Below are 12,314 nucleotides of genomic sequence, written 5' to 3' on the forward strand. Positions count from 1 at the left end.
TTAGAGAACGATTAATAAATCCTATGCCCGTACAGCTCTGAACATGCTAATGAAAAGCGGAATCATGGATTGTCCTTAATTTGCAATAAGTTGGCGTTTTCATTATGAATACTTTCAGCTATAATAAAAATAGTGTGCAGGAAAAGACTTCTTAAGAAAGGAGTACATAAAATGAATTTCTTACTCATTTTAGGTGTGATCATTGCCTTCCTTGCCGCAATTTTCACTGCTGGATACGAAGACAAACCAGGCGCATAATCATATAAGAAAAGCGAAGGCTATGCCAAGAAATCATTATTTTCTTACACAGCAAAAAGCACTGCAGTCTGACTGCAGTGCTTTTTATTATTTCAACTCTAAGAAATTCTGCTGACGTAATGCCTCATAAACCAAAATAGCAGCAGTATTGGATAAATTTAAGGATCTTACATTGTCGTTCATAGGAATGCGGAGACAACGGTCTTTATTTGCATGAATCAGATCCTTTGGCAGTCCCGTCGTTTCTCTTCCGAAGATAAAAAAATGATCCTTCTCACGGCTGCTATAGTCATAATTGGCGTAGTTGTTCTCACCAAATTTGGTTAAGTAATAATATTCTCCACCGGCGTTCTTCTCAAAAAACTCCTCAAGAGAATCGTAATAAACCACTGTGACGAACTGCCAATAATCTAAGCCTGCCCGACGCAGCATTTTATCGTCCGTTGAGAAGCCAAGCGGACGGATTAAATGGAGAACGGTATCAGTAGCCGCACATGTTCTAGCAATATTTCCGGTATTAGCTGGAATTTCAGGCTGGTAAAGTACTACGTTAATAGACAAAATTATTCACCTCATATTTAAGCTGTAACCTATTCATTATATCACTAGTAAAAAAACTTAAGAAGAATGATCTTTAATTTGAAAGAACTTATACTTGATGTCATCCGTATAGGCGGTAGAGTCTTCATAACTCCAGTAACGCATACGGCTGTTCGTTGTGTGGGCATTAACGAGCGGCATGCCATACCGGTCTTTCGCTGTCACAATCGTTGAATGATCGAACCGGCCATCTCCTTGAAAGTCGTAGCAGATAACATCACCGGGCTGCAGCAGTTCCGGCTCTCCTACTTCTTGAGTGCGAAGGCCTGTCTTCGATGAAGATAAGAACCAGCGAAACGCATGGGCCACCGTCCAGCTATAGCTCCAGTTATTACTCCTGGTCCACCAGCCACGGCTCCTGTCCGGATAGCCTGCCATGGGCGCTCCACCTGCATGCAGGCATTGGGAAATAAAATTAGTACAATCAACAGCAAACTGCCGGTAAGCAGGGTTATAGCTATTCCACCAACGCTCGGCATATTGAACCGCCTGCAGCCGGTCATAATGAAAAGCTCGTCTTTCCTCGAACATCTCAGGTAACTCAGCCACTTCCGTTTCCGCTGCTAAAAAAATCGGCTGGCGCTTCGTCTCCCTATCTTCCACTAATTGTTCGTTTTCTATGCGGGCAGCCCGCTCTTCTACCTCTTCCTCTAAATAGATAAAGCTGTCCTGCTTAATTAAATATTTAAAATGAACGAGATAACGCGTCCATTCTCCTTCTTGAGAAAGCACCCGGCCAAAAGCTTTTGCTTTAATAACTTTACTATTTCTTGAATCTAACAGTTCTTTCTTTCTTAGCCATTTCTCCTCTTCATTCCCTGCTTTGTCATCTACGAGCGACTGCAAACGCCGCTCTATCTCCTGTCGAAGCTCTTCATACATGAACAGGTCCTCCTGAACGGTTCGTTTTTCTATATCTATTCAGGCTGGTCTCCATTCATGTTACTTCATTGAAGAGATTCCTCTCTCGATCTCTTCTTTTACTTCCATGTCCTTTTCTTCTGAAATCGCTAAAACGAGCGCTTGGCGAGCTTTTTCTCCACCGATTTTAGCAATCGCCCAGGCTGCAGTTCCTCTCAAGACGGGACGAACATCGTTGTGCAACACATCAATCAAAGAAGGAAGTGCTTCTTCTTCTTTAAAATGGGCAAGAGCGATAATAGCGTTACGCTGAATCGGCTTTTTTCCTCTCCAAGAACCTGACATATAGCCGAACCTTTGCTTAAATTCCTTGTTGCCCATCTGTAACAACGGTTCAAGCAGCGGTTTTACTGTCTCCGGCTCTGGCTCCATTTCTTCATGTAAATGAAAATTCATTCCTTTATTTTCTGGACAAACCGTTTGGCACGTATCACACCCATATAGACGATTCCCCAGTTTTTCACGAAACTCTACTGGCATAAAGTCCTTTGTTTGCGTCAAAAAAGCGATACAGCGTTTGGAATTCAGCTGTCCCCCTTGAACTAAGGCCCCTGTTGGACATGCATCCAAGCACTTCGTACACGTGCCGCAGCGGTTTTCAATTGGGTGATCTGGCTCAAATGGCAAGTTCGTAATCATCTCTCCTAAATAAACGTAGGAACCAAACTCCGGTGTAATAATAGAGCTATTTTTACCGCTCCAGCCAATTCCAGCACGTTCAGCTACTGCTCTATCTGATAGCTCTCCCGTGTCCACCATCGAACGAAAGCGGGCATCCGGCACTTTAGCAGCAATAAATGCTTCTAATTTCCCTAAACGGTCGCGAAGGATTGTATGATAATCCTCCCCCCATGAAGCACGACAAAAAATCCCTCTTCTTTCCCCTTTCCTTCCTTTCACCGTCTCTTTCATTTTAGAAGGATAAGCTAGTGCAATCGCAATGATTGATCTTGGCTCGTCAAAAATTAAAGAAGGGTCTACCCGCTTGTTGATATCTTTTTCTTCAAAGCCTGATTGATATCCTAGTTCCTGCTGGCGCAGAAGACGGTCTTTCAGCTCAGTAAAAGGGGCTGCTGAGGCGAAACCAATTTTATCTATACCAATTTCTCGGCTATACTCAATAATTTCTTGCTTTAATAAGCGATAATTCATTTCTACTCCTCCTTTCAGAGAAAGTGCCATTCACTCCATCATTCATATAAATTAAAAAACGCAACATCTTATCCAGCGAGGAATAAAACATTGCGTTAATAACAATATGAAAGAGCGGGTGATGGGAATCGAACCCACGACATCAGCTTGGAAGGCTGAGGTTTTACCATTAAACTACACCCGCAAGCAAAGTGTATAATTTGTAACATGTATTCTATTATATACAAAAAAATTGTCGAATTCAAGAGGATTTTTGTTTTTTTCGAATAAAATGAAAGGAACAGCTGCTCGTCCCCCATTATTTCCTAAAGTTTTTTTCAATAAATCGCTTTTCCTGCTGTTCTGTCATTAAATCATACGCAATGCCAATCGTTCCTTCCTGAGCTCTCCAAAGAGCATTGTGATCCTTATTCACTTTGTCGAAACTCCCTGACTCCCACCTATCTAATATTTCCAAAAAGAACGCCTCTGACTTAAAATCGTTTTCCATCACATGTTTCTTTAGTGCCGCAATATTATCTGGAGTCATTTCAATGGCTCCCCACTTTTCATCCGCCACAACCTTTTGGTGAGTCATCTGATGCATCATCTCAGTAACCTGTGGTTCATTTCCCTCAATAAGCTCAGGCAGCTCTGTATTTGATTCTCCATTCACTTTTATTTGTCTTTGGAGAAATTCATCGTTCGCTTTCGCTGCCTCTTTCGTTTGGATCGGTTTGTTTTGAGCTTCCTCCTCTGCCGGGCCGTCTGTACTCATTATCGTTAACGCAATTCCCCCAAAAACAGCGAAAATAATTACAACTGAAAGTAAAATAATAGCAAGTTTTTTAATATCCATTTCATCACCTAGCGTCATCATGATCGTTTATTCTAAAAGCTTTCTCCCAACTCGGATGGCTCTCGGTTGCAATATATTTATTATCCTTGACTAACTGGAAAATATTTATATTTCTAGATTACCATACTTGTTCTATAACGGGAACAAAACTTTTCCACTAGGGAAACTCCTGTTGTTAAAAACTGGAAATCTTGTTTCATTCGGCATTGGGTATTCATTCTGAAATGACGGAGCTTTCATTGTCAGGAATAACTTCATGCTATAATCAATTTTGGAAGCAACCGGAAAAAGCAACCGGCGGCTGAAGGAGGAACGAGATGGAGAAAATTATGATTATCGAGGATGATCCAAAGATTGCTGGACATTTAAAACTATTTATTGAAAAATACGGACTGCAAGGTGTCGTGATAGAGAACTTTGACAATACAATGGAGCAATTCCATAAAGAGAAGCCTGACCTCGTCTTATTAGATATTAATTTGCCTAAGTTCGATGGCTATTATTGGTGCCGGCAAATTCGGCTCGTTTCTATTTGTCCCATTATTTTTATCTCAGCACGGGTAGGAGAAATGGATCAAGTAATGGCTTTAGAAAACGGCGGAGATGACTTTATTACAAAACCGTTTCATGCCGATGTTGTCATAGCTAAGATTCGCAGCCAGCTCCGTCGGGCTTACGGCGCCTATTCCTCTAAACATCAGGAACAGGTGCTTGAGTTAGAAGGACTGAAGCTTTATCCAGAGCGGTTTGAACTGCATTTTTCCGGACAGGAGACACGACTAACGAAAAAAGAATCAGATATTCTTGAAAGTTTAATCGATCGTTATCCTCGTATAGCAGGGAGAGAGGACTTGTTGGAGAAATTATGGGATGAACATATTTGTGTAGATGAAAATACATTGAATGTTAATGTTACTCGTGTGCGTAAAAAGCTGCAGGAGATCGGAATTGAACAGGCAATCGAAACGGTACGTGGTGCCGGCTACCGGCTGAATATAACGTGGAGACCGGCAGGGAAATGAAATTATTTTTTCGTGAACATTTGCTGCTCATTTTCGTTCAGCTCATTCAATTTTCCGTTCTTTTTCTTATTTTTTGGCTCGATGGCTATCATCATACTTCCGTTTTCCTATATGCCATTTTCGTCGGTCTGTTCTTTCTGACAGGCTACCTATTCTATCATTACATAAGCCGGCGGTGGTTTTATAAAAGGCTTGAGATCGGTATTTTTGCACCCGAAGAGGCCCTAGAGAAAACAGGAACTTCTCCACCTGCCATGGCACTGGATGCCCTATTAAAATCGCAGTATCAGCTTTACATGACAGCTTTACAGCAAGCCCAAAAGAGGCAGGAAGACCATCTAGAATTCATGGATCGCTGGGTGCATCAAATGAAAACACCGCTTTCGGTGATTGAACTAACCGCCCAAAATCTCGACGAACCAGATTCTTCGAATATTCGTGAAGAGACAGAGAGGATGCGCCATAGCCTCAATACCGTTCTTTATAATGCACGCTTACGAACGATTGAACAGGATTTTCAAATTAAGCCGGTTGTACTATCGAAAACCGTACAAGCAGTCAATGCCGAAAACAAGCGCTTTTATATCCGCAACCGGGTCTATCCCCGCTTTCACGAGCAACGCCCCGGCATTATGGTCGAAACAGATGAGAAATGGCTGTTTTTTATTCTTGGCCAGCTCGTGCAGAATGCTGTAAAATATTCGTCCGGCAAAAGCTCGTCTATCGACATTACTCTTTATGAAAGCAATGGTGCGGCCATACTGGAAGTAAAAGACCAGGGAATCGGCATTCCTCTCGAAGACCAAAGGCGGGTTTTTCACAAATTCTTTACCGGGTCGAACGGCCGGAAATACCGTGAATCTACTGGGATGGGGCTGTATCTTGTAAACGAGGTATGCCATTATCTCGGACATAAATTGGAGCTGGAGTCGAAAGTCGGCGAAGGATCGATTTTTCGCATTGTCTTCAGCCCTTCACAAAACCTTACACCGATGTAAGAAAAGTGAAAGAAAGTTCGATAGCCCCCTCTGGCACCATGCGTTACACTAGCATCAATACAAATGCGAGAGGAGAAATAAGCATGCTTGAAGTAAAAAGAGTCGGGAAAGTGTATGAAGGAAAAGTGGCTTACCGCGCTCTAACTGACATTGATTTGCGTATAGAAGATGGTGAGTTTGTTGCCATTATGGGACCATCCGGCAGCGGAAAAACAACTCTATTAAACATGGTCGCCACTATTGATGAACCGACCACTGGAGAAATTACTATTGACGGGCAGAACCCGCACCGGCTGAAAAAGAATGAGCTGGCTAAGTTCCGCCGCAGAGAGCTTGGTTTTGTGTTTCAAGATTTCAATCTTCTTCATACGCTCACAGTTGAAGAAAATATCGTGCTGCCGCTTACACTCGACGGCAAAAGCGTCAAGGAAATGAAAGACAAAGCAAAGGCTGTAGCTGAAAAGCTAGGCATTGCAGGCATTATGAATAAACGAACTTTTGAAATCTCGGGAGGACAGGCGCAACGGGCAGCAGTTGCCCGGGCTATCATTCACCATCCGAAGCTTTTGCTTGCCGATGAACCAACAGGCAATCTTGATTCCAAAGCATCTAAGGATGTAATGGAGCTATTATCCTCCTTAAATAAAAACGATAAGATGACCACACTCCTCGTCACACATGAAGCACAGGCAGCAAGCTACGCTGACCGCGTCGTCTTTATCCGTGATGGTAAGCTTTATTCGGAGATTTATCGTGGAGACAGTCAAAAAGGCTTCTTCCAACAAATCATCGACACACTTTCCTTGCTTGGGGGGAACGACCATGACTTTTCGTCAGTTCGCGTTTAACAACGTCCTCCGCAACAAGCGGCTGTATGCGGCTTATTTTCTGAGCAGCTTGTTCACCGTTATGGTTTTCTTTACCTTTGCCATCTTTGCTTTTCACCCGTCATTCCAAGATAGCGACATGAATAAAAATGCGATGTTCGGCCTGGCTGTGGCCGGTGGCATCATCTACGTATTCTCTTTCTTTTTTGTTCTATATTCCATGAGTGCCTTCTTACAGTCTCGAAAGAAAGAATTCGGTTTGCTGATGATGCAAGGTATGAGCACTCGGCAAATCCGGCTGATGGTTTTTATGGAAAACATGTTGATCGGATTGTTCGCCACTATAAGCGGCATCCTGCTCGGACTTGTCTTTGCTAAGCTCATTTTGCTTTTAGCTGAAAATGTCCTGATCCTTGAGGAAAATCTCTATTTTTATTGGCCATTTTTAGCCATGCTTATTACGTTTATTTCCTTTATTATTTTGTTTTTGTTTATCTCATTTTTTGTTTCCTTTATTCTCCGCACTCATAAGCTGGTTGACTTGATTAAAGGGGACAAGAAACCAAAGGATGAACCAAAAGCTTCTGTCCTGTTATCTATTCTAGCCGTACTTTTACTAGCGGGTGGATATGGAACAGCACTTTATGTAAAAGGAATGGCAGTTATGATGGCGATGATACCAGTTGTGGTTGTCGTAGTGATCGGCACCTACCTGCTATTCAGCCAGTTAAATGTCTTTATGATTCGCCGTCTGAAACGAAATAAAGCTCTCTTCTGGCGCAATACGAATATGGTCTTATTTTCAGACCTGTCCTTTCGGATGAAGGATAATGCGCGCGCCTTTTTTATGGTCGCCATTATCTCAACCGTTGCCTTTAGCGCAATCGGCGCTTTGTATGGAACGCATTCCTATTTAACGAAAGGCATCGTCCAAGCAAACCCATTTACGTACAGTTACCATCCTTATGAGAATACAAAAAACATCGAGAAAAATGTACAATACGCTCAAAACACCATTGACCAAAATGGAATTGAGGCAGAGCGACTGGACATCACGAGGATCTATCTTCCAATGAACGGAAAGTCTAACACCATACTCGTTTTAAAGGCTGCCGATTATAATAAAGCAGCACAGCTGCTTGGCAAACCGCAACTCGATCTCAAGGAAAAAGAAGCCGTCGTGGCTAAGAAAAGTATTGCTAATCTTGATCAAAGCAACCAAGATGACAATTTGCTGGAACAGACCATCACGCTTATGAATGGGGAAAAAATCAAGCCAATCGAGATGGTTGAGGCTGAGGCCTATCCAAACTTTGAGAACTACTATATTGTGAGTGATCACATATACAATCAACTGCCAAAACCCGTAAAAACGGAGCAGGAAGTCGTCTGGTATGCGTCAAACAAAAATACTTCAGAACAATTGCGCAAAACGGGAGAAGTTTTACAAGAACATTATGAACCTCGAACCTTTTTTTCAATTGATTTTATTATCTATGAAATTGAAAAAGGCTATGGTCCTATTCTCTTTATCGGGTTGTTTATCGGCATTGTCTTTTTCGTATCAGCCGGAAGCTTTCTCTATTTCCGCCTCTTTACGGACCTGTCTGAAGATAAAATAAAATTCCAGGCCATTGCTAAAATGGGCTTGACCGTACCAGAAATGAAAAAGATCGTCAATCGCCAAACAGCCTTGCTGTTTTTTGCGCCAATGATGGTCGCACTCATCCATGGTGCTGTCGCCCTGACCTCCCTCTCGCGGATGTTCAGCTACAATCTAGTAACAGAATCCGCCATGGTGCTGACGAGCTTTCTTGTCATTCAAATCATTTACTACCTTATCGTCCGCTTCTTCTACATCAAACAAATTAAAGAAGCAATCCAATAACCCTAAACGAGGAGCAGCTTGGCAGCTGCTCCTATTTTTCGCTCTCATATATTTTCAGTCTAAAACTTCTCAAAAAAAGGACTGGCTGCGTAAGCCAGTCCTGACTTTAAAAGTTCAGTCCAACCAGACGTCAGGTGCTGCCTGGCGTCTGATATATAGTATGAAGATTTCAAGACAAGCGTTACCGCATTTATTAAATTTGAGCATTACTCCCAATCATAATGATGTTTGTATACATGCAAGCTCCCACATGTACAAAATAAAAACTAGAGAGCTGGCAGACACACTCGCTCAGTCATCTTAAGCATCCCTTATTTTGGAATTATTCTACGGCGACGACAAGGATTTTCCCTTTCTTTACATCCTCTTCATATCGACGAGCTTCTTCTTCCTCTAATCCTATCTCCAGTAAGGCACCGTTTAAATCGCCAGCTTTGGCAACAGCACCAGATACCGCTCCACCCAGGGTTAACAATAACGGGCCTGCCGCTATAATTGGACCGATGCCAGGGAGTGCTAAAGCACTCATCCCTACAAAAAAACCAGCCAATCCAATTATTCCACCAGCCGTTGCCCCTGCCATCATTCCTTCCGTTTCTTTAAGTTCCACTTGCTCACCATTCGATTCCAATCCTTCTATATTTTTTGCCACAATAGAGATTTGCTCAAGGCTGTAGCCCTTCCTCTGTAAATTCTCTACCGCAGTCTGTGCCTGTTTTTCAGTTTCATAAACACCTATGATTCGTTTTTCCATGAGCGATTATCTCCTTTACATGATCTACTCATTAAATTCCCTTTCAGGAAAATTTCAATCATGCAAATTTCTAGAAAATGATCAGCAATCGTCAATTTAGTGAACTGCCAGCTTAGCGTCCTAAGAATGATCATTACATAATCAAATGGTAAGTCCGAAGCTTATTTTGATTCATAATAGAAATCCCTATAAATTATTTTATCTTACGAAATCTTCATATCCACACCTATCTACAGTGTAAAGCAAGGAGCGAAAAAATCTAGTTTATATTTGCGGCGGTAATATAATCTCACCAAACTCACTTTCGTTGCACATATGGCTCTCTCACAAACACTGTTTTATCGGGCATTTAAGCTTTTAAAGAACTTCAGAGCAAAATAAAAAGCCTTCATAAATGAAGACCTATTTTTCTACAGATTTATTATTTCTAAAGTTATTTTCAATAAACTGCTTTTCCTCTTCTTCGCTAACTACTCCAAACGCTTTTCCGATATTTCCATTTTGAAGCTTCCAGAAAAAGTTGTGATCCTTATCAACTTCACTAAAGTCTCCTTGTTTCCATTTTTCAGTTATTAATAGAAGATCTTCTTTATCCTTAAATTTACTGGGTTTAATAACTTCGTATACTTTGTCAATGTTCTCCGGAGTCATTTCAATAGCTCCCCATTTATCTCTAGCAATAACCTTTTGGTGAGTCATTTTGTGCATAATAGAGACTATTTCGTCTTGTGTTGGATTCTTCTTAACTTCTATTTTATGCTCCACTCCGCCAATTACCTTTGTTTGATCTTCCTTTAATACTTCTTCTTTAGTTTCTTTTTCTTTGGTTGATGATTTTTGGACTATTAATAACGACGCTAAACCAACGAGTATTATCATAGAAATTGTGATAACTATGATGGCTAAAAGTTTTTTATTCATGTTGACTCCCCTAAAATATTCTGTTAGAAATTTATAGATTCTTCTTCACGAACACAGATATTACTTCATTACTTAGCAAATCCCTAAATTGCCTCTAAGGCATTTGAATAAATTCCCCATTATTATATATTAGTATGGATTAAGTATCCATAAAAGGGTCATAATAGGAATAATTAAACCGATTAATAATCAAGGTCTAACTCTTCTTTTTCATATTTCATATTAAAATAAGTGTCCTACATTTCATTAAGCAACTTTCACCGTTCCTCGTTATCCATGCCTTTAATGATCGTGCCTGATTAGATGAATGTTTTGTTTATATTAAAAAGTATTTTAACTTCCTTATAGAGCATTCTGAAGCCTTCTATGTTCATATAAAATTAGGCATTTACTCTGACCATTTATATAAAGGAAAATTATTATTTTTGATTAAGTTTTCCGAAAGATCAATTTCTCCTCTTTTTACCCAACACTTATACAACGTGTTTTCAAGAAGGAAAGGTCCGAAGATAAGCTGGAAAGTTTTCATAAATTTCTTAGATAACAATCTTTAAAAAACTTTCAAACGCTTCTTCATCAGTTGTTTTCTTTTTAATAATCTTTAGTTCTTTCTCTGATAATTTTTTTCTTCACAACAACCTTCCTACGCACACGATTTTGGATTACTGTTGTCGTGTTAAAAGAACGCAAAAAAAGGCTTCAACAGCAATGTTGAAGCCTTTTTTTGCTAGATTGTTATAATACCGGTGGTCGGGGTCGAACCGACACTCCTCACGGAACACGATTTTGAGTCGTGCGCGTCTGCCAATTCCGCCACACCGGCATAAAGTTGGAGGCGGCAACCGGATTTGAACCGGTGATAAAGGTTTTGCAGACCTCTGCCTTACCACTTGGCTATGCCGCCAACATAAATGGAGCGGAAGACGGGATTCGAACCCGCGACCCCCACCTTGGCAAGGTGGTGTTCTACCACTGAACTACTTCCGCGTACTGGGCTAGCTGGATTCGAACCAACGAGTGACGGAGTCAAAGTCCGTTGCCTTACCGCTTGGCTATAGCCCATTAGTAATATAATTTATGGGGNAATCGAACCCCCGAATGTCGGAGCCACAATCCGATGCGTTAACCACTTCGCCACGACCGCCATAATAGTATTAAATTTAAATTGGCAGGGGCAGTAGGAATCGAACCCACACTGGAGGTTTTGGAGACCTCTGTTCTACCGTTAAACTATGCCCCTATAAAACAATAAAAAAATGGTGGCTCAGGACGGAATCGAACCGCCGACACATGGATTTTCAGTCCATNCGAATATATACTGTTAAAAAAGTGGTGCCGGCAAGAGGACTTGAACCCCCAACCTACTGATTACAAGTCAGTTGCTCTACCAATTGAGCTACACCGGCAAACAGTGGTGGCTCAGGACGGAATCGAACCGCCGACACATGGATTTTCAGTCCATTGCTCTACCGACTGAGCTACTGAGCCAACATGAATGTTTATGTATAAATGGCGGTCCGGACGGGACTCGAACCCGCGACCTCCTGCGTGACAGGCAGGCATTCTAACCAACTGAACTACCGGACCATTATAATTGCGGGGGCAGGATTTGAACCTGCGACCTTCGGGTTATGAGCCCGACGAGCTACCGGGCTGCTCCACCCCGCGTCGATGTTATGGTGGAGGATGACGGGTTCGAACCGCCGACCCCCTGCTTGTAAGGCAGGTGCTCTCCCAGCTGAGCTAATCCTCCGTATGTATGGTGACCCCTACGGGATTCGAACCCGTGTTACCGCCGTGAAAGGGCGGTGTCTTAACCGCTTGACCAAGGGGCCATATTTTTAAAGCTGTATGAAAATGGCGGAGAGCAAGGGATTCGAACCCTTGAGACAGCGGTAACCGTCTACACGATTTCCAATCGTGCTCCTTCGGCCAGCTCGGACAGCTCTCCATGTATGGCTCCGCAGGCAAGATTCGAACTTGCGACCGATCGGTTAACAGCCGATTGCTCTACCACTGAGCTACTGCGGAATAATTGATGTTCAGCTGAAACGCCGGAAGAAATGATAAGCATCTTTTGCTCGCCTGGCAACGTCCTACTCTTACAAGGGGAAGCCCCTCACTACCATCGGCGC

Annotated in this window: 10 protein-coding genes and 15 tRNA genes; 4 read left to right on the forward strand and 21 right to left on the reverse strand. The window is 42.1% G+C overall.

The features are described 5' to 3' along the window. Nucleotides 1-345 precede the first annotated feature (345 nt). The 5 genes from trmL to A8F95_RS13055 all read right to left on the reverse strand — a co-directional run bounded on the left by trmL (nt 346) and on the right by A8F95_RS13055 (nt 3,790). Complete coding sequence (trmL, locus tag A8F95_RS13035) at nt 346-819, reverse strand: tRNA (uridine(34)/cytosine(34)/5-carboxymethylaminomethyluridine(34)-2'-O)-methyltransferase TrmL (RefSeq protein ID WP_049660530.1); 474 nt, start codon at nt 817-819, stop codon at nt 346-348. A gap of 57 nt (nt 820-876) precedes the next feature. After that, nucleotides 877-1,740: an amidase domain-containing protein gene (locus A8F95_RS13040; RefSeq protein WP_065410884.1), complete on the reverse strand. Its 864-nt coding sequence runs from the start codon at nt 1,738-1,740 to the stop codon at nt 877-879. 60 nt (nt 1,741-1,800) lie between these two features. After that, a complete protein-coding gene (gene queG / locus A8F95_RS13045; protein ID WP_065410885.1) occupies nt 1,801-2,931 on the reverse strand; it encodes a tRNA epoxyqueuosine(34) reductase QueG in 1,131 nt (376 codons plus the stop codon). A gap of 113 nt (nt 2,932-3,044) precedes the next feature. Continuing rightward, nucleotides 3,045-3,115 (reverse strand) — tRNA-Gly (locus tag A8F95_RS13050). 114 nt (nt 3,116-3,229) lie between these two features. Next, entirely contained in the window at nt 3,230-3,790 is a 561-nt protein-coding gene (locus A8F95_RS13055) for a DUF6241 domain-containing protein (RefSeq protein WP_065410886.1), read from the reverse strand. Nucleotides 3,791-4,086: 296 nt separating this feature from the next. Between A8F95_RS13055 and A8F95_RS13060 the strand changes: the two genes are divergently transcribed. From A8F95_RS13060 to A8F95_RS13075, 4 genes are all read left to right on the forward strand, one after another. After that, nucleotides 4,087-4,791, forward strand: a complete 705-nt coding sequence (locus tag A8F95_RS13060) for a response regulator transcription factor (protein WP_065410887.1) — start codon at nt 4,087-4,089, stop codon at nt 4,789-4,791. Further along, nucleotides 4,788-5,789 carry a sensor histidine kinase gene (locus tag A8F95_RS13065; RefSeq protein ID WP_065410888.1) on the forward strand — a complete coding sequence of 334 codons (1,002 nt, stop codon included), beginning with the start codon at nt 4,788-4,790 and terminating at the stop codon, nt 5,787-5,789. The genes A8F95_RS13060 and A8F95_RS13065 overlap by 4 nt, the downstream gene beginning before the upstream one ends. An 83-nt stretch (nt 5,790-5,872) precedes the next feature. Further along, complete coding sequence (locus tag A8F95_RS13070; RefSeq protein ID WP_065410889.1) at nt 5,873-6,637, forward strand: ABC transporter ATP-binding protein; 765 nt, start codon at nt 5,873-5,875, stop codon at nt 6,635-6,637. After that, nucleotides 6,612-8,504, forward strand: coding sequence for an ABC transporter permease (locus A8F95_RS13075; RefSeq protein ID WP_065410890.1), 1,893 nt, complete (start codon nt 6,612-6,614; stop codon nt 8,502-8,504). Before A8F95_RS13070 ends, A8F95_RS13075 begins: the two co-directional genes overlap by 26 nt. A 322-nt stretch (nt 8,505-8,826) precedes the next feature. On the opposite strand, the gene A8F95_RS13080 is transcribed toward A8F95_RS13075, so the two are convergent. The 16 genes from A8F95_RS13080 to A8F95_RS13160 form a co-directional block, all read right to left on the reverse strand. Further along, nucleotides 8,827-9,258, reverse strand: coding sequence for a general stress protein (locus A8F95_RS13080; RefSeq protein WP_065410891.1), 432 nt, complete (start codon nt 9,256-9,258; stop codon nt 8,827-8,829). A gap of 402 nt (nt 9,259-9,660) precedes the next feature. Continuing rightward, nucleotides 9,661-10,179: a DUF6241 domain-containing protein gene (locus A8F95_RS13085; RefSeq protein ID WP_065410892.1), complete on the reverse strand. Its 519-nt coding sequence runs from the start codon at nt 10,177-10,179 to the stop codon at nt 9,661-9,663. A gap of 741 nt (nt 10,180-10,920) precedes the next feature. Next, nucleotides 10,921-11,002: transfer RNA gene (locus A8F95_RS13090), tRNA-Leu, on the reverse strand. 7 nt (nt 11,003-11,009) lie between these two features. Continuing rightward, nucleotides 11,010-11,083, reverse strand: a tRNA-Cys gene (locus A8F95_RS13095). Nucleotides 11,084-11,091: 8 nt separating this feature from the next. Beyond that, nucleotides 11,092-11,166: transfer RNA gene (locus tag A8F95_RS13100), tRNA-Gly, on the reverse strand. A gap of 3 nt (nt 11,167-11,169) precedes the next feature. Then, nucleotides 11,170-11,241 (reverse strand) — tRNA-Gln (locus A8F95_RS13105). Between the two features lie 16 nt (nt 11,242-11,257). Beyond that, a tRNA-His gene (locus tag A8F95_RS13110) sits at nt 11,258-11,315 on the reverse strand. A gap of 30 nt (nt 11,316-11,345) precedes the next feature. Then, a tRNA-Trp gene (locus A8F95_RS13115) sits at nt 11,346-11,419 on the reverse strand. A 90-nt stretch (nt 11,420-11,509) separates the two neighbouring features. Further along, nucleotides 11,510-11,585: transfer RNA gene (locus A8F95_RS13125), tRNA-Thr, on the reverse strand. 6 nt (nt 11,586-11,591) lie between these two features. Continuing rightward, nucleotides 11,592-11,667 (reverse strand) — tRNA-Phe (locus A8F95_RS13130). Between the two features lie 22 nt (nt 11,668-11,689). Beyond that, a tRNA-Asp gene (locus A8F95_RS13135) sits at nt 11,690-11,766 on the reverse strand. Nucleotides 11,767-11,773: 7 nt separating this feature from the next. After that, nucleotides 11,774-11,847 (reverse strand) — tRNA-Met (locus tag A8F95_RS13140). A 9-nt stretch (nt 11,848-11,856) separates the two neighbouring features. Beyond that, nucleotides 11,857-11,932 (reverse strand) — tRNA-Val (locus A8F95_RS13145). Between the two features lie 7 nt (nt 11,933-11,939). After that, nucleotides 11,940-12,014, reverse strand: a tRNA-Glu gene (locus A8F95_RS13150). Nucleotides 12,015-12,037: 23 nt separating this feature from the next. Next, nucleotides 12,038-12,130: transfer RNA gene (locus A8F95_RS13155), tRNA-Ser, on the reverse strand. Nucleotides 12,131-12,135: 5 nt separating this feature from the next. Beyond that, nucleotides 12,136-12,210 (reverse strand) — tRNA-Asn (locus A8F95_RS13160). Nucleotides 12,211-12,314 lie beyond the last annotated feature (104 nt).

Source organism: Pseudobacillus wudalianchiensis (assembly GCF_001685015.1).
In the GTDB taxonomy this organism is placed as follows: Bacteria; Bacillota; Bacilli; order Bacillales; family Domibacillaceae; genus Pseudobacillus; species Pseudobacillus wudalianchiensis.